Here is a 16,706-nt window from a genome sequence, read left to right as displayed (position 1 = left end):
CTTATTCCGAGAAGCACGCATGCAGACATTTTTCATTGCGCCGACCGACTTTGGTGTCGGCCTGACTTCCATCAGCCTGGGCCTGGTCCGCACCCTGGAGCGCGCAGGGCTCAAGGTCGGCTTCTTCAAGCCGATCGCCCAGCCTCACCCCGGCGACACGGGCCCGGAGCGCTCCACCGAACTGGTTGCCCGCACCCACGGCATCAAGCCACCGGTGCCACTGAGCCTGGCCCATGTCGAGCGCATGCTTGGCGATGGCCAGCTGGACGAGTTGCTCGAACAGATCATCCGCCTGTACCAGCAAGCCTGCGTCGGCAATGACGTGGTGGTGGTCGAGGGCATGGTGCCGACCCGCCATGCCAGCTATGCGGCGCGGGTCAACCTGCACCTGGCCAAGAGCCTGGATGCCGAAGTGATCCTGGTTTCCGCCCCGGAAAACGAAGTGCTCAGCGAGCTGTCCGGGCGGGTCGAGCTGCAGGCCCAGCTGTTCGGCGGCCCACGCGATCCTAAAGTGCTCGGGCTGATCCTCAACAAGGTACGCACCGACGAGAGCATGGCCGACTTTGCCACCCGCCTGCGCGAACATTCGCCGCTGCTGCGCGGCAACGACTTTCGCCTGCTCGGCTGCATTCCCTACCAGCCCGAGCTGAACGCCCCACGCACCCGCGACGTGGCCGAACTGTTGGGTGCCCAGGTGCTCAACGCCGGCGACTACGAGCAACGCCGGATGAACAAGATCATCATCTGCGCCCGCACCGTGGCCAATACCGTGCCCCTGCTGACCCCGGGCACCCTGGTGGTGACCCCGGGCGATCGCGACGACATCATCCTCGCCGTGAGCCTGGCCGCCATCAACGGCGTGCCCCTGGCCGGCCTGCTGCTGACCAGTGACAGCAAACCCGATGCACGCATCCTCGACCTGTGCCGTGGCGCCCTGCAGGCCGGACTGCCGATCCTGTCGGTGAGCACCGGCTCGTACGACACCGCCAACCTGCTCAACTCGCTGAACCGCGAAATCCCGGTGGATGACCGTGACCGGGCCGAATTCATCACCGACTTCGTCGCCAGCCACCTGGATGCCGCCTGGCTGCACCAGCGCTGCGGCACACCACGGGAAATGCGCCTGTCGCCGGCGGTATTCCGCTATCAACTGATCCAGCGGGCACAACAGGCCAACAAGCGCATCGTCCTGCCGGAAGGCGCCGAGCCGCTACTGGTACAGGCTGCGGCAATCTGCCAGGCGCGCGGCATCGCCCGATGCGTGCTGCTGGCCAAGCCAGAGGAAGTCGAAGCGGTGGCCCGCGCGCAAGGCATTACCCTGCCGCCAGACCTGGAGATACTCGACCCCGAGCTGATTCGCGGGCGCTATGTCGAACCGATGGTCAACCTGCGCAAGAGCAAGAATCTCAATGCGCCCATGGCCGAGCAACAACTGGAAGACCCAGTGGTGATCGGCACCATGATGCTGGCCCTGGACGAGGTCGATGGCCTGGTCTCGGGCCTGGTGCACTCCACTGCCAACACCATTCGCCCGGCACTGCAGCTGATCAAGACCGCGCCCGGCGCCAGCCTGGTATCGTCGGTGTTCTTCATGCTGTTCCCCGAGCAGGTGCTGGTCTACGGCGACTGCGTGATGAACCCGCACCCCAGCGCCAGTGAACTGGCCGAAATTGCCCGGCAGAGCGCTGAATCGGCGCAAGCCTTCGGCATCGCGCCACGGGTGGCGATGATCAGCTATTCGAGCGATTCGGCAAGTGACGAGGAAGTCGAGAAAGTGCGCGAAGCCACGCGCCTGGCGCAGGCTGCGGAGCAAGGGCTGCTGATCGACGGGCCGCTGCAGTACGACGCGGCTGCCAACCCGCAAGTCGCTCGCCAGTTGGCCCCAGAGAGCCAGGTGGCCGGGCGTGCGACGGTGTTCGTGTTCCCGGACCTGAACACCGGCAACACCACCCACAAGGCGGTGCAGCGGAGCACCGACGGGGTCAGCCTGGGGCCAATGCTGCAGGGGTTGCGCAAACCAGTGAACGACTTGCCACGCGGGGCGCAGGTGGACGATATCGTGCATACCATCGCCCTGACTGCGATTCAGGCCAGCAGCATCCGCTGAAATGAAAAAGGGCAGACCGTGACCGGCCTGCCCTTTTTCATTGCGCCGTACTGAACGGCTTACGGGTACTGCTGAACCTGGCCTTGTTGCTGGTCATACTGCTGACCTGGAATAGGCTTCAGGTTGACCTCTACACGGCGGTTCTGCGCGCGGCCGTTGGCGTCGGCATTGCTGGCGATCGGCTGGTCCGGGCCCATGCCACGTACGGTCACACGCGAAGCATCCACGCCCTGCGAGGTCAGGTAGGTGCTGACGGCCTGAGCGCGGCGCTGCGACAGGTCCATGTTGTGCTGGCGGCTGCCGGTGCTGTCGGTGAAGCCGACCACTTCGATGGTGTTCTGGTTGAACGACTTGAACGAGTTGGCCAGGTTGTTCAGCGGGTTGTAGAAGCTCGGCGAAATGTTGGCCGAGTCGGTGGCGAAGGTGATGTTGCCCGGCATGATCAGTTTGATCTGGTCGCCCTGGCGCTGAACTTCAACGCCGGTGTTGGCCATTTTCGCGCGCAGCTCGGCTTCCTGTTTGTCGGCGTAGTAGCCGTAACCGGCAGCGGCGGCACCGACGGCGGCGGCACCAATCAGCGCACCCTTGCCACGGTTGTTGTGGTCGATGGCTGCACCGGCGATTGCGCCGGCCAGGGCGCCCAGGCCACCGTACTTGGCGGTCTTGCTCATCCCCGAGGACTCGCCCTGCGCCTGGCCTTGGCTGTCGTAAGGATTCTGCCCGGCACAGCCGGTCATCAGGGCAGCAGCGGTTGCGACGATAATCAGACGACGCATGGTGAACATGGACAAGCTCCTACAAAAATTCGTGTGTGCGGCAGATCACGGAGGGATCTATGCCAGCCTTGGATTGCCAGGATACGGAAAAATTCCATGAAAGGCTTTTCATGCAGGCTCAGGCCCGCACGAACGGGTTCTCGCGCATCTCGTCGCCCAGGCGTGTATCCGGCCCGTGGCCAGTGACCACGACGGCATCTTCGTCCAGACGATACAGCCGCTCCTTGATCGAGCGCACGATGGCGCGCTGGTCACCACCCCACAGGTCGGTGCGGCCGATACCACGGCGGAACAGGGTATCGCCGGCGATCAGCAGCTTGGCGTCGGCGAACCAGAAACTCATCGAGCCTGGCGTGTGCCCTGGCGTGTGCAGGGCCACGCCACAACCACAGGCGAGCTCCTCGTCATCGCCGAGCCAACGGTCTGGCGACGGCACCGGGGTGTAGGGCACGCCGAACATCTGGCATTGCATCTCCAGGTTGTCCCACAGCGGCTGGTCCTGCTTGTGCAGGTGCAAGGTGGCGCCGGTGAGTTCCTTGAGCTTGCCCGAAGCAAGGAAATGGTCGAAGTGCGCGTGGGTGTGGATGATGCTCACCAGCGTCAGGCCATGGGCCTGCAGCCGGGCGAGGATCTTGTCCGGGTCACCACCCGGGTCGACGACGATGGCCTTCTTGCTGACCGGGTCGCCGATCAGCGTGCAGTTGCACTGCAGGGGGCCTACGGGGAAGGTTTCGCGGATGAGGGTGGTTGGGGCAGTGTTCATGGGGGCTCCTGACTACTGCCCGGATGTTAGCGTGGTCTGGGGTGTCTGTCTTGAGAGATGCAGCGCCTGTGAGACCGAGCGCCGCGCGGGCGGCGCTCGATCTCACAGGCGCTGAAGATGTTGTGGCGAACACATGGCAGCCCTCACGCTACGGCAAATACAACCTGAACAACCCGCCCCCAAGTGCTCCCCCATTGGCAATCTCGATCCGCCCGCGCACGCCGTTACGCTCATGCAACGCCGCAATCCGCGCCGCGAAATACAGCCCGAGCCCGGTACTGCCGCTCTGCGAGTCGATGCCCTGCACGTAATCCTGCTGACGCTCGAGCATCCGCGCTGGATAGCCCGGGCCGTCGTCGTTGACGCTGATGACCAGATGCTCGTGCTCCTCGCCAATGCTGACCAACAGCGCATGGCCGGCATAGCGGGTGGCGTTGGTGATCACGTTGGCGATCACCGAGGCCACCAGCTCGCGGTCGAAGAAACCCAGCGGGTTGTCGGTGTCGACACGCCAGGTCGCCAGGATGTCATTGTGCTGCAGCACTTCCTGGTGGGCCGCCAGCTGGGCCTCGATGAAGTCATCCAGCTCGTGGTAGTCCGGGCATACCGGCAGCTGGTTCACCCCCAGCTTGTACAGCCCCAGCAACTGCACCAGCATGCCGTTAAGGTGGCGGAACTCATGCTCGATCACGCCCTGCTCGGTACCGCTGCGCCATTCTTCGGGCAGCCGTGCCAGCCACTGGTCATGGGATTGGATCAGCGCAGACAGTGAGTTCTTCAGGTCATGCACGGTGGAGGCGATCACCGTGGAAAAATCCAGCCCCTGATTATCCTGGCTCATGCGCCGAAGACCTTGATGTGCAGTTTGCGGTAGCGGTCGTAGCGGCTGTCGCTGGTCGGGATGCCGGCCACGCGGGTCAGGCAGTCGCGGCATTCCTGCTGGATCGCTGGCGGGGTCACCTCACCTCCGATGCGCAGCAAGGCCTGCGCCGTGTTGAGCGCGATACTGATGTTCTTCGGTTGCAGCGACAGGGCCTTGCGGAACATCTGCAAGGCTTCGTTGAGCTGCCCGGCCTGGTAGCTGCGCACGCCTTGGCGGTTGAGGTCGACCGCTTCGGTGACGGCGCCCAACACGGCCGGGTCATCAGTCAGTTTGGCCACGCTCTGCATGACCTTGGGGTCGTCGCCGTAGGTTTCCACGCACCCCTTGAGAATGGTGCCGCCTGCCGCTTCCTGGCCGAGCGACTGCAACTGTTTGGCCACGGTCAGGGCGGCTTCGACCGAGAAGAACTGGTCCATCTTCTCCAGCCGCTGCATGGCCTGCTCGGTAAGCTTGGCGGCGGTCTCGGGGTCGCCCGCCTGCTGCAGGCTGGCGGCCTTCATCAGCCGGGCACGCACTTGCAGGCCCTGATCTTCGATGTTGTCCTTGGCCACTTCACTGAGCACGGTGTTGATTTCGACCCGGGCACGGGCATCCAGGCCGAAGCCGGCGTTCTTGCTCATCAGCGCCTGGACCAGACCAAGGTTGCTTTCGGCATCCTTGTAGCGCGAGCTCTGGCCCTGATTCACCGCATGGCGGAAGGCCTTGGAGGCGCTTTCGAAGTCTTCGTTGCTCAGCGCCAACTTGCCCAGTGCAGCCTGCCGGCGCACCGCCAGGGGTGACAAGCGCACCGCTTCCTCGAGCATGCTCTGGGCACGCCGGGTTTCGCCTTGAGCGACCAGCACTTCGGCCATGCCATCGTACAGCCCGGGCATGATCGGGAATGCCTTGAGCGCCTGCTCATAGACACCCTGGGCCTGGGCGTTCTGCCCACGCTTGTGCATCAAGCTGCCCAGCGCCGAATACACCCAGGGCTGCGGGCGGCTGGCGAGGATGCTCTTGAGAAACTTCTCCAGTTCATCGAAGCGGTTGAGGTCGCGCAGCGCGTCGGCGCGATAACGCAGGCACAACGGCGCAAAACGCGGATCCTTCTTGCACAGCTCGGCACACGCCGCCAGCACTTCAGCCGGGCGACCACGGTCGAGGGCCTGCAGAATCGGCTTGAGCAAGCTCTTGCGCTGGGTCAGTTTGTCCAGGCGCTGGGCCAGGCCCACGCGGTTGAACGGCTTGGTCAGGTAGGCATCCGGCTCGTGCTCGAGAGCACTGAGCACGATGGCCTGGCTGCTCTCGGCAGTGACCATGATGAATACGCATTCATGGCTGATCAGTTTGTCGAGGATCAAGTCCTCAAGGACCTGCTGGCCGTTCTTCTTGCCATCGCCGAGGTGGAAGTCCTGGAGGATATAGTCGTAGCGCTTCTGCCCGCACATGCGCAGGGCCTGCTCGCCGCTGTCCGCAGTGTCCACATCGCGCACGCCCAGTTCGCGCAGCATGGAACGGGTCGACGTGCGAAAGTCGGTGAAGTCGTCGACGATCAGAAAGCTTTTTTGCCCGTACTGCAGCATCAACACGACCTGTATTGAGTAGTTGAGTGGATGGCGTGAGGCCATGCATACCGCCGAAACCTTTATCGGCAACCGGTCTGGAAAGATGAGGGTGGAAAATGCAGCGGACTCGCCCCGAAAAGGCATGATGGCTCAGAGCCATTATTTTATGACGCCATGCCCCTTGCGGCTAGCTTCAGGCCAGCAAGCCCAACGACTTGGCCCGGGCCACTGCCTGGGTACGACGCTCCACCCCAAGCTTGCTGTTGATATGGCTGGCGTGGGTCTTGACGGTGTGCAGGGAGATGAACAGCCGCTCGCTGATCTGCTGGTTGGAACAGCCTTGGGCGATCAACTCGAGCACCGCCAGCTCCCGACCGCTCAATGCTTCAGCGGCGCTGCCTGTATGGGCTGCAGGCTCGGGCAGTCGAGTCAGCAGTTCTGCCTGGGCCTGGCAGGCTGGTTGCGCAAGCAGCTGCTCACGCAGCCATGCAGGGTGCAATTCGATCAGCCGCTGGAAAGGTTGTACAACCCCACCCCGGGCTGCGTTCAAAGCCATGGGCAGCAGCTGCGCTGCCTGTGCTTCACGCCCCTCGCTCAACAACAGGTCGACCCACTGCGACAATGCGTGCAGGGTGAGCATCATGCCGCCACTGGCCCGCCCGCGTTCGGCCAGGGCGCACAGGCGTGCCACGGCGTCTTCGCTGCGCTGCTGCACGCGCTCGAGCAGTGCCTGCTGCAATTCGATATGCAGCGGCAACAAGGGGTGGAACTCTGGCGCCGCCGCAGGGTGCTCGCCGCCGTAGGTCTGCCCCAGGCGCAGCAACCAGGATTCGGCCAGGTCGATACGGCCCTGGGCGAGCCACAGCTCGCACTTCACCAGGGTAATCATCGCCAGGTAGAAGATCGGTGGCACATCCCAGATGTGCATCAACCGTTCCGCCTCGGCCAGCTCGGCGAACGCCTCGGCATACTGGCCCTCACGGCCATCGAGCGAGGCAATCACGCAATGGCCGATCAGCACGCTGATGTCTCGGCAGGCGCGCGCCTCGCCCAGCCCTGCACGCAGGCGCGCCCGCCCTTGCGCGGGATGCAGGCGTGCCACCAGCAGATAACCCTCGTACAGGGTCAGCCGCGCCCGCACCGCGTACAGCCGCTGTGCCGACAGCCCCTGCAGGCGCTGCAAACCTTGGCGCACTTCATCCAGCGCCCGCAATACCTCGCCGCGGGCATGCAGCACCCGCGCACGATCGTAATGCGCCAGCGCCTCGAACAACGGGTTGCCGACACGCTGCGCCAGTTCCAGCGCTTCGCGGTTCCAGCCGCGCGCACGCCAGAAGTCGCCATCGGCAATGGCCAGGTTGGACAGCGTCGACAGGCACACCAGTCGTTGCCCGTAGCGTTTGCTCGGCAGGCTCTGCAGCGCTTCGCCGCAATAGGCCAGCGTGCGCTCGCGGTCACCCCGGCCACGGGCAATGACCCCGCTCAGGGCCAGCCACTGCGCCAGCATCGACTTCTGTGCGGTGGCTGAAGGTGCCGGCAGGAAGCGGCTGAGATAACTGGCCAGTTCCTCAGCGGCATCCAGTTGGCAGGCCAGGCCAAGCGCCCAGCTGTAAAGCACGATCAAGCGCGGGGTGCTGATCAGCAGGCTGTCGGGCAAGTCCATCTTCCAGCGCAAGAGCATGCCGACATTCTGCTCGGCCAGCAGTTGCTCCTCGGACAGGCTCTGCACCAGGTCGGCAGCGACATCGAGGTGGCCGGCGCGCAGCGCCTGTTCCACCGCCTCGTCGAGCAAGCCCTGGGCCTGGAACCAGCGGCAGGCACGCAGGTGCAGGCGCGCCAGCGGTTCGCTGGACTGGCGGCTGCGCAGCAGGTCGGAGAACAGGTGATGGTAGCGATACCAGTGGCCATGCTCGTCCAGTGGCACCAGGAAAACCTGATGCGCCTGCAGATACCGCAGGATCGCTTCACTGTCATGACGGTCACGCAGTGCATCGCACAGCGCCGCGCAGAAGCGCTCCTGGCAGGACGTGTCGAACAGAAACGCCTGCACATCCGCAGGCAGCATCTCGATGACTTCTTCCAGCAGGTAGTCGCGGATCAACCCTTCACCACCGTGCAGGGCCTGGGGCAAGGCATGTTCGTCACCGGCTTCGCTGGCTGCCAACTGCCAGAAACGCAGCCCGGCCACCCAGCCGTCACTGCGTTGAATCAGGTTGTCGAGCGCCTGGCCACGCAGCCCTGTGGGTTGGCGACCAATCACCGCCAGTGACTCTTCAGGGGTCAGGCGCAGGTCCTGCTCGCTGAGTTCGGTCAACTGCCGGGACAGGCGCAGCCGCGCCAGGTGCCAGTCCGGGCGCTGGCGGCTGGTCACCAGCAGTACCAGGCCAGCGGGCAAGTGGTTGAGGAAGAACTGCAGGCAGCGATCGAGTACGGGCCCCTGGGCCAGATGGTAGTCGTCCAGCACCATCAGCAAAGGCGTATCGGCCTGGAGATAGAGCGCCAACTCGTCGAGCAAGCTGTCGAGCCATTCTTCGAAGGCAAAGGGCTGGTGGCGCTGACGCATCTTCAGCAGGCCCATGGCCTGCCCACCCAGTGCCGGGCAGTACTGCTGCAGGCCTTCGAGCAGGCGTTCGAGGAAACGACCGGGGTCAGCGTCCCGTTGGCTCAGGCCGAGCCAGAGGCTGCGCCAATGGCTGGGCAGCGACTCGCAGAACTCAATGGCCAGGGAGCTTTTGCCAAAGCCGGCAGGGGCGTTGACCAGCAACAGGCGCCCGCCAAGGCCGCCCTGCAAGCGCTGGCACAAGCGTGCACGCGGCACGTGGCCGTCCGGCTGCGGAGGCCGGAAGAAACGCCCGTCCAGCAGGCCCAGGGCCTGGCTGGCGAATCCATGCGTACGGGACAGATCTGTCATGGCCGGCTCGTTCTGTTGGAAAAACTACGGCGGTACGGATGCTTGCGAGACTAGCGGGTAATGCCACGCATTTGAAGATGATGGGCGCCATAAGCCTGGAAAAGACTGCGACAAAAAGCAACATGGCTGATGGACAGTGGCTGGAACGGGGCTTTGGCGAGGTATTCATCGGTCTTATCGACCGGCCAAACAGAAACGCCCCGGCAAGCCGGGGCGTTCTGGGAGAGTCACACGGAGTTGCAGGTTTTCAGCTCAACGGATACCCGACTGACGCAAGGCGGCTGGCTGGAAATCGGCCTTGCTGGCACTGAAGCCGAAGTCGTAAGCGCGCTTCTCTTCGTTCTTCATGCCCAGGGCCAGGTAGCGGCCCGACTGCAAGTCGTAGATGGCTTCGAGGGTGTACCACGGCACTTGCACGTTGTAATACGGCTGGGCGTGGGCCTCGGATACGCGCCACAGCTGACCGCGACCATCGTACTGGTCGATCACCGCCGCTTGCCAGGTGTCCTCGTCGATATAGAAGTCACGCTTGGCGTAGATGTGCCGCTGGCCGGGCTTGAGCGTTGCAACCACGTGCCAGACGCGGCGCAGTTCGTAACGGGACAAGTCCTGGTTGATGTGCCCGGCCTTGAGGATGTCGGCGTACTTGAGCTTGGGGTCATCCAGCTTGAAGGCGTTGGAGGCGATGTACATCTCCTTCTTGCCCTCGAGCTTCCAGTCGTAGCGGTCCGGAGCGCCGTTGTACATGTCCAGGTTGTCCGAGGTGCGCAGGCCGTCGGCCGCAGTACCCGGGCCGTCGTACGACACCTGCGGGGCCTGACGCACGCGGCGCTGACCGGCGTTGTAGATCCATGCCTTGCGCGGTTCCTTGACCTGGTCGAGGGTCTCGTGCACCAGCAGCACGGTACCGGCCAGGCGTGCCGGAGCGGTCACCTCCTGCTTGAAGTAGAACAGGATGTTGCCTGGGTTGTTCGGGTCGTAGTCCTTCATCCGGTCGCGGAACACGAACTGGTCCTGGAAATACACCAGGCTGTACGAGCCGTTCTGCTGAGGCGTGGCCTGGGTCACCAGGCGGGTGACGCTGCCGCCGCGGTAGCGGGTGATGTGGTTCCAGATCACTTCCAGGCCGCTTTTCGGGATTGGGAACGGTACGGCTGTCTGGAAGTTGTTCAGGCCGTTGCCGCCTTCGACCAGGGTGGTCGCAGTGGCGTTCTTCTTGATGGCGGCAAACACATCGTCAGGCACCGTGGCGCCGCGATGGGTCTTGAACACCGGGATTTTGTAAGTGTCCGGGTAACGCTTGAGCATGGCCAGCTGGCCTGGCGAGAGCTTGTCCTTGTACTGCTCGGCATTCTGCGCAGTGATGGTGAACAGCGGCTTGTCGCTGCCATACGGGTCAGCGAGGAAGCCTTTGGCATCGACGCTGCCTGCGCTCTTGGACAACGGCTCCCACGGGCCGATCGAACCATCGGCATTACCGGCCTTTTCCGCGCCCATCGGGGTCAGGGTGCTGCCCAGTTTTGCCGCTTCATCGGCGGATACCGCAGCCATGACGCTGGTCGCCAGCAGGGACAGGCCCAGTACACCGGCTTGCAGCAGACTTCTGGTCTTGTTCATCTCGTGTCTTCCTGGATCAGTATTCTTAGAAGTTCACGCCGAAGCTGAGGGCGACGAAGTCGCGATCATCCACGGTGCTGTACTTGCCGTCGAAGAAGTTGGTGTACGAAAGGCTGGCGGTGTAGGTGTTCTGGTACTCCGCGTCCAGGCCCAGGCTGACTGCCTTGCGCCCTTCCTCGAAGTTGCCGCCAGGGCCTGGCGAGTAACCGGAGACGTCATGCGACCAGGCCACGTTCGGCTTGAGGTTGACCCCTGCGAACACGTCGTTGTAGTCCCAGATGACCCGGGCGCGGTAACCCCAGGAGGTACTGGTGGTGTAACCGTCGTTCTCGCACTTGCGGTTGAGGTTGGTGGTCGAGGCGCCAGCGCCGGCGCCGGCGATGGTGCTGGCATTGAGCGCCTGGCAGGTGTCAGCGCCGCCGGTAGCGGGTAGCGGGCCAGGGCCGAATACCGGGTCGCGGCCATAGCGGGTGTCGTGCGCGTTTTCCAGGCCACCGACATGGGTGACGCCCAGTTCACCAACCACGGTCATGCGGCTGGCGCCCATCACCTGGTCGAAGAAGTGCGTCAGCGTGGTCTGGAACTGGGTGATTTCCTTGCGGCGATAGCCGTGCAGGTCCTGGCCCGGGGTACCGGTGAGCAGGGAGGCGTTGGTCAGCGCGCCACCCAGTGGCCGTACACCGGCGAACAGGATATCGGTGGTGTTCAGCTGCACCGGGGCGTTAGGCCGGTAGCTGATCTCACCGCTCCACGCAGTACCGGTAGGCAGCGTGGTGGAGAAGCTCAGGCCGTAGAGGCGGATGTCTTCGGGGTACTCGACAAAGTACTTCGAGTTGCCCGCAACGATCAGCGGCGCCAGCGCGCGCAGCTGCGCCGGCAGCCCGGCGATGCCCTGGAACACCGACGGCGAGGCGCCGGTGGCACTGAAGATCGGTGCGCGGCTGTGATAATTCATGAAGTAGGCGCCGAACTCGGTGTCGAGCGGTTCGAACATGTAGCGCATGGCCACACCGAACTGGCCACTGTCCCGGGCGTCGCGGTCTGCGCCCCGGGCGACCATCACACCCTCTTCATTGATATTGACGCCACGGGTGGCGAGGAACTGCTGGGCCGCAGCAGGCACGGTACGGCTACTGTTGAGCACGCGCAGGTTGTCGGTGCAGCCGTCGGCGATGATGTCAGGCTGGGAGAAGAACGTGCCGCAGTTGTCGACGACGGTCTGGTCCCACTCCAGCTGGTAGAAGGCCTCGGCCGACAGGTTGTCGGTCAGGCTCTGCGAGATGTAGAACATGTTGACCGGGATCAGGCCTTCCTTGATCTCGGCACCCGGACGGCGGAAGGCTGCTACGTCGATCGGGTTGATCGAGTTGATGCCGCCGCCGATGAAGGTGCTTTCACCCCAGCTCACCACCTGCTTGCCAAAACGTACCGAACCAGGCTGATCACCGATCGAGTAGTTGTGGTAGACGAACGCATCGAGCAGCTCCGAGCCCGCCGACTTGGCGCCTTCCTTGCGGCCCGAGTCACTGATGTCCTTGAACTCGCGGCCTTCGTCTTTCAGCTCGAAGTCGTACCAATACTTGCCACGCACGAACACACCGGTGTCGCCGTACTTGAGTTCAAGGTCATGGATGCCTTTGAAGATCTTCGAGAAGGTTTCACCCTTCTTGAAGTTCAGGTGGCCGTCGTCGGAGGTCTGCGACAGGCCCTTGCCGCCGTTGTTGACACCGATCAGGTTCTTGTTGGGGTTGGCAGTGGACCAGCTGGCGCCAACGGAGAGCGACGAGTCGAACTGGCCTTCGATTTCACCGATATTGAAGCTGACAGCGAAAGCAGGACTTGCGAGCGTTGAAGCAAGGCTGACGGCCAAGGGCAACTTGGCCCGGCGCCAGAACGGGTTTGCAGATTTCATCGACGCTACTCCATGTACTTTATTGTTATGGCAGTGAGTCCCTTCAGAAACGGCCCGTGCGACCGGTATGCGAGCTTGCACCCGCGACGACGCGTCTTGCGCGCGCCGCCCTCCCCCATTTCTGAAAATCCCCTGGCCCCGACTATAGCCAGCAGGCACAGGTGCTTGATCCCTCTAAAGTGTGATTTGCGCAGACTGCGCGTTGGCCGTGCTGAAGCATGGACGATTTTTTTCGTTTGGCAAGGCTTCAGCCCCTCTAGCATGCGGGTCGCGTTACATCGTACGCGACCGGCTGGGTGCTACAAGGTGGACAGGAAGGCGCTGTTGCTGGCTTGCCACTGGACGATGTCCTGGCGGATGCGCTTCTTGTCGAGCTTACCGACACTGGTCTTGGGAATTTCAGTAACAACGGCGATCTGGCTCGGAATGGCCCACTTGTTGATGTGCCCTTCCTCGACAAAAGGCTTGAGATGTTCCTTGAGCGCCTTGGCGTCGATGGCCTTGTCGTCACGCACCACCAGCAGGGCGAACGGGCGCTCGCCCCATTGCGGGTCGGCAACCCCGACCACCGCCACTTCGCGCACGGCCGGATGACGGCTGATCAGGTCTTCGAGGTCCAGCGAGGAGATCCACTCGCCGCCAGTCTTGATCACATCCTTGATGCGGTCGCGGATATCGATGTAGCCCATGCCGTCAAGGGTGGCGACGTCACCGGTGTGCAGCCAGCCGCCCTGCCACAGCTCCTCGCTCTTTTCCGGCTCCTTGAAGTAACCCATGGTCAACCAGGGCGCACGCAGCACCAGTTCGCCCTGGGTCTCGCCATCGGCCGGCAGGAAGTTGCCCTCGCCATCGACGATCGCAGCCTCCACCAGCGGCACCGGCACGCCGGCCTTGATGCGGTAGGTGACGCGTTCATCCTCGCTACCGGCCTGCAGTTCGTCATTCAGGTGCGCGGCGGAAATCAGCGGGCAGGTCTCCGACATGCCGTACGCAGCCGTCAGCTGGATACCGCGGGCCAACGCCGCCTCATACAACGCCCGGTTGAGCGCACTACCGCCGATGATGATTTTCCAGCCACCGAAATGCTCGCCCTGGGAGGACGGGCAGTTGAGCAGCATCTGCAGGATGGTCGGCACACAATGGGAGAAGGTGACCTTCTCTTCGCGCCACAGCTTGACCAGCATGTCCGGCTCGTAGCGGCCCGGGTAGACCTGCTTCATGCCAAGCATGGTGGCCGCGTAGGGGATGCCCCAGGCATGCACGTGGAACATCGGCGTGATCGGCATGTACACGTCGTTGCTGCCGAGCAGGCGCACGCTGTCGATGCTGCCGGTCACTGCGGCCTCGGCCAGGGTATGCAACACCAGCTGGCGGTGGGTGAAGTAGACGCCCTTGGGGTTACCGGTGGTGCCGGTGGTGTAGAAGGTGGTGGCCACCGAGTTCTCGTCAAAATCCGGGAAGTCGTAGCGCGGGCTGGCGGCGGCGAGCAGTTGTTCGTATTCGCCGACCAGGTTCGGCAGGTCGGCGGTCTTGTCTGGGCCATCGGTGATCAGCACGGTCTTGTCGACCGTGGTCAGTTGCCCGGCGATGGCCTGATAGAGGCCGACGAAATCGCTGTTGACCAGCACGAAGCGGTCTTCGGCGTGGTTCATGGTGTAGAGGATCTGTTCCGGCGACAGGCGCACGTTGATGGTGTGCACCACCGCACCAATCATCGGGATGGCGAACATGCATTCCAGGTAACGGTGGCTGTCCCAGTCCATCACCGCCACGGTATCACCGGCCTTGACCCCGGCTTCGGTCAGCACGTTGGCAAGGCGGGCGATACGCTCGTTGAGCTGTGGATAAGTCAGACGCAGCTGATCGCGGTAGACGATCTCGCGGGTCTTTTCGTAGCGGCTGCCGGACATCAGCAGGCGCTTGATCAACAGAGGGAAGCTATAGGCGCCCTCGGCGGGCTTGATGATGCGGGTCTGCAACATGGTGATCCCTTTTCTGAAAAGCATGCCGAACAAGTCTGGAACTACTGTAGTAGCTGAATGTGACGGTCAAATCAGCCGAAGGAATGATTTGGCTGTGCGAGGTATGAGTGGCATTGTGCGGGTGGATGGATCAACCCCTGCCCTGCCACCGGAGCCCCACCGATGCCCAGCTTGCGCCGTGCCGTGTTTCTCGATCACCAATCTCTGGACCTTGGCGACCTCGACCTTTCACCGTTGCAGCAACAGTTCGACGAATTCGAGCTGTTTGCCGCCACTCGCCCGGAGCAGGTCGCCGAACGCCTGCAGGGCGCTGTGGCGGTGGTCAGCAACAAGGTCATGCTCGATGCCGCCACCCTGGCCGCCAACCCGCAGCTGAAGCTGATCCTGGTGGCCGCGACCGGCACCAACAATGTCGACCTGGCAGCTGCCCGCGCCCAGGGCATTACGGTCTGCAACTGCCAGGGCTACGGCACACCGTCGGTGGCCCAGCACACCCTCGCCCTGCTGCTGGCCCTGGCCACGCGCCTGTGCGACTACAACCAGGCAGTGGCCGACGGCCAGTGGGCCAAGGCCAGCCAGTTCTGCCTGCTGGATTTCCCGATCGTCGAACTGGAAGGCAAGACCCTCGGCCTGCTCGGCCATGGCGAACTGGGTGGTGCAGTGGCACGGCTGGCCGAAGCCTTCGGCATGCGCGTGCTGAGCGGACAGATCCCTGGCCGCCCGGCCCGTGATGATCGCCTGGCGCTGGACGAACTGCTGCCGCAGGTCGACGCGCTGACCCTGCACTGCCCACTCAACGAGCATACCCGGCACATGATCGGCGCCCGCGAACTGGCGCTGCTGAAGAAAGGTGCGCTGGTGGTCAACACTGCTCGTGGTGGGTTGATCGACGAACAGGCCCTGGCCGACGCCTTGCGCAACGGCCACCTGGGCGGCGCCGCCACCGATGTGCTGAGCGTCGAGCCGCCGGTCAATGGCAACCCGCTGCTGGAAAAGGGCATCCCGCGCCTGCTGATCACCCCGCACAGCGCCTGGGGCGCGGTGGAGTCGCGCCAGCGCATCGTCGGCCAGCTCAGCGAAAACGCCCAGGCCTTCTTCGAAGGCCAGCCACGCCGCGTGGTCAGCTGAGCGCCAGCTCAGTCCCGCGCCCAGCTCTGCTACACTGCGCCACTTTTTTCAGGAGGCGTCGTCCATGGACCCGCGCAGTGAAGTGTTGCTCCGCCAGGCAGAGCTGTTCCAGGGCCCGCTGCTGCTCGCCGGCGCCCCCGCCGACGGCCTGCTCGGGCAACTGCCCCAGGCCCATGGCTGGACTTGGCATGCCGGTGACCAGGCCATGCTCGACAGCCGCTTTGCCGGGCGCAGCCACTACGGCGTCGACGTACCGCCGGTCGCTTTCGAGGCGGCCGTGCTGTTCCTGCCCAAGTCTCGCGAACTGGCGGCCTACCTGCTCAATGCCCTGGCCTCGCGCCTGGCTGGCCGTGAGCTGTACCTGGTGGGTGAAAAGCGTGGCGGCATCGAGGGCGCAGCCAAGCAGCTGCAGGCTTTCGGCAAACCGCGCAAGCTGGACAGCGCACGGCATTGCCAGCTGTGGCAGGTAACCGTGGCCAACGCCCCGCAAGCCACACCGCTGGAAAGCCTGGCCGAGCGCTTCACCCTCGACCTCGAAGACGGCCCACTGCAGGTGGTGAGCCTGCCGGGAGTATTCAGCCACGGTCGCCTCGATCGCGGCACCGCCCTGCTGCTCAAGCACCTGGACAACCTGCCGGTCGGCCATGTGCTCGATTTCGGCTGTGGCGCTGGCGTGCTCGGTGCCACGGTCAAACGCCGTTATCCACAGAGCCGGGTTACCCTGCTGGATGTCGATGCCTTCGCCGTGGCCGCCAGCCGCCTGACCCTGGCGGCCAACAGCCTTGAAGGCGAGGTCATCAGCGGCGATGGCATTGATGCCGCGCCCGCCGACCTCAGCCTGATCCTGAGCAACCCACCGTTTCACACCGGGGTGCACACCAATTACCAGGCGTCGGAAAACCTGCTGAAAAAATCCGGCCAACATCTGCGAAAAGGTGGCGAAATGCGCCTTGTGGCGAATAGCTTCCTGCGCTATCAGCCACTGATCGAGGGCGCCCTGGGTAACTGCCAGACCTGCGCCGAGGCGGATGGCTTCCGCATCTACCGCGCCACACGTGGATAGAAATCAGGGCTTGCCGAAAC

General features: G+C 63.8%; 11 protein-coding genes. 3 read left to right on the top strand and 8 right to left on the bottom strand.

Annotation, left to right across the window (positions count from 1 at the left end; all coding sequences use genetic code 11):
• The first annotated feature begins 19 nt into the window (after positions 1–19).
• Positions 20–2,107, top strand: coding sequence for a phosphate acetyltransferase (pta, locus tag ACIPZ5_RS07160; RefSeq protein ID WP_261942696.1), 2,088 nt, complete (start codon positions 20–22; stop codon positions 2,105–2,107).
• Between the two features lie 59 nt (positions 2,108–2,166).
• Here pta and ACIPZ5_RS07155 read toward each other — a convergent pair whose 3' ends face one another.
• The 8 genes from ACIPZ5_RS07155 to ACIPZ5_RS07120 all read right to left on the bottom strand — a co-directional run bounded on the left by ACIPZ5_RS07155 (position 2,167) and on the right by ACIPZ5_RS07120 (position 14,495).
• The gene (locus tag ACIPZ5_RS07155) at positions 2,167–2,892 is read right to left on the bottom strand and encodes an OmpA family protein (RefSeq protein WP_085673827.1); all 726 of its coding nucleotides are present in this window, start codon (positions 2,890–2,892) and stop codon (positions 2,167–2,169) included.
• A gap of 109 nt (positions 2,893–3,001) precedes the next feature.
• Positions 3,002–3,646: an MBL fold metallo-hydrolase gene (locus tag ACIPZ5_RS07150; RefSeq protein ID WP_261942695.1), complete on the bottom strand. Its 645-nt coding sequence runs from the start codon at positions 3,644–3,646 to the stop codon at positions 3,002–3,004.
• Positions 3,647–3,794: 148 nt separating this feature from the next.
• A complete protein-coding gene (locus tag ACIPZ5_RS07145) occupies positions 3,795–4,487 on the bottom strand; it encodes a HAMP domain-containing sensor histidine kinase (protein ID WP_343595628.1) in 693 nt (230 codons plus the stop codon).
• A complete protein-coding gene (locus ACIPZ5_RS07140) occupies positions 4,484–6,091 on the bottom strand; it encodes a response regulator (protein WP_400807859.1) in 1,608 nt (535 codons plus the stop codon). Before ACIPZ5_RS07140 ends, ACIPZ5_RS07145 begins: the two co-directional genes overlap by 4 nt.
• A gap of 175 nt (positions 6,092–6,266) precedes the next feature.
• Positions 6,267–8,984, bottom strand: a complete 2,718-nt coding sequence (locus ACIPZ5_RS07135; RefSeq protein WP_400807510.1) for a LuxR C-terminal-related transcriptional regulator — start codon at positions 8,982–8,984, stop codon at positions 6,267–6,269.
• 252 nt (positions 8,985–9,236) lie between these two features.
• On the bottom strand, positions 9,237–10,601 hold the full coding sequence (locus ACIPZ5_RS07130) for a DUF1329 domain-containing protein (protein ID WP_343595632.1): 1,365 nt from the start codon (positions 10,599–10,601) through the stop codon (positions 9,237–9,239).
• 25 nt (positions 10,602–10,626) lie between these two features.
• The gene (locus ACIPZ5_RS07125; protein WP_343595634.1) at positions 10,627–12,513 is read right to left on the bottom strand and encodes a DUF1302 domain-containing protein; all 1,887 of its coding nucleotides are present in this window, start codon (positions 12,511–12,513) and stop codon (positions 10,627–10,629) included.
• A gap of 299 nt (positions 12,514–12,812) precedes the next feature.
• A complete protein-coding gene (locus ACIPZ5_RS07120) occupies positions 12,813–14,495 on the bottom strand; it encodes a fatty acid--CoA ligase (RefSeq protein ID WP_400807506.1) in 1,683 nt (560 codons plus the stop codon).
• Between the two features lie 162 nt (positions 14,496–14,657).
• On the opposite strand from ACIPZ5_RS07120, the gene ACIPZ5_RS07115 reads away from it, so the two are divergent.
• Together ACIPZ5_RS07115 and ACIPZ5_RS07110 are read left to right on the top strand one after the other, a co-directional pair.
• Positions 14,658–15,623, top strand: coding sequence for a 2-hydroxyacid dehydrogenase (locus ACIPZ5_RS07115; RefSeq protein WP_343595638.1), 966 nt, complete (start codon positions 14,658–14,660; stop codon positions 15,621–15,623).
• 64 nt (positions 15,624–15,687) lie between these two features.
• Entirely contained in the window at positions 15,688–16,686 is a 999-nt protein-coding gene (locus ACIPZ5_RS07110; RefSeq protein ID WP_400807505.1) for a methyltransferase, read from the top strand.
• Positions 16,687–16,706 lie beyond the last annotated feature (20 nt).

The organism is Pseudomonas sp. NPDC089428, from assembly GCF_044749325.1.
In the GTDB taxonomy this organism is placed as follows: Bacteria; Pseudomonadota; Gammaproteobacteria; order Pseudomonadales; family Pseudomonadaceae; genus Aquipseudomonas.
This window is presented reverse-complemented; position numbering and strand designations above follow the sequence as displayed.

Coding starts and splice junctions, on each gene's coding strand:
- ACIPZ5_RS07130 (WP_343595632.1), bottom strand. CDS start 10,601: ATGAACAAGACCAGAAGTCTGCTGCAAGCCGGTGTACTGGGCCTGTCC.
- ACIPZ5_RS07110 (WP_400807505.1), top strand. CDS start 15,688: ATGGACCCGCGCAGTGAAGTGTTGCTCCGCCAGGCAGAGCTGTTCCAG.
- ACIPZ5_RS07125 (WP_343595634.1), bottom strand. CDS start 12,513: ATGAAATCTGCAAACCCGTTCTGGCGCCGGGCCAAGTTGCCCTTGGCC.
- ACIPZ5_RS07135 (WP_400807510.1), bottom strand. CDS start 8,984: ATGACAGATCTGTCCCGTACGCATGGATTCGCCAGCCAGGCCCTGGGC.
- ACIPZ5_RS07155 (WP_085673827.1), bottom strand. CDS start 2,892: ATGTTCACCATGCGTCGTCTGATTATCGTCGCAACCGCTGCTGCCCTG.
- pta (WP_261942696.1), top strand. CDS start 20: ATGCAGACATTTTTCATTGCGCCGACCGACTTTGGTGTCGGCCTGACT.
- ACIPZ5_RS07145 (WP_343595628.1), bottom strand. CDS start 4,487: ATGAGCCAGGATAATCAGGGGCTGGATTTTTCCACGGTGATCGCCTCC.
- ACIPZ5_RS07120 (WP_400807506.1), bottom strand. CDS start 14,495: ATGTTGCAGACCCGCATCATCAAGCCCGCCGAGGGCGCCTATAGCTTC.
- ACIPZ5_RS07150 (WP_261942695.1), bottom strand. CDS start 3,646: ATGAACACTGCCCCAACCACCCTCATCCGCGAAACCTTCCCCGTAGGC.
- ACIPZ5_RS07140 (WP_400807859.1), bottom strand. CDS start 6,091: ATGCTGCAGTACGGGCAAAAAAGCTTTCTGATCGTCGACGACTTCACC.
- ACIPZ5_RS07115 (WP_343595638.1), top strand. CDS start 14,658: ATGCCCAGCTTGCGCCGTGCCGTGTTTCTCGATCACCAATCTCTGGAC.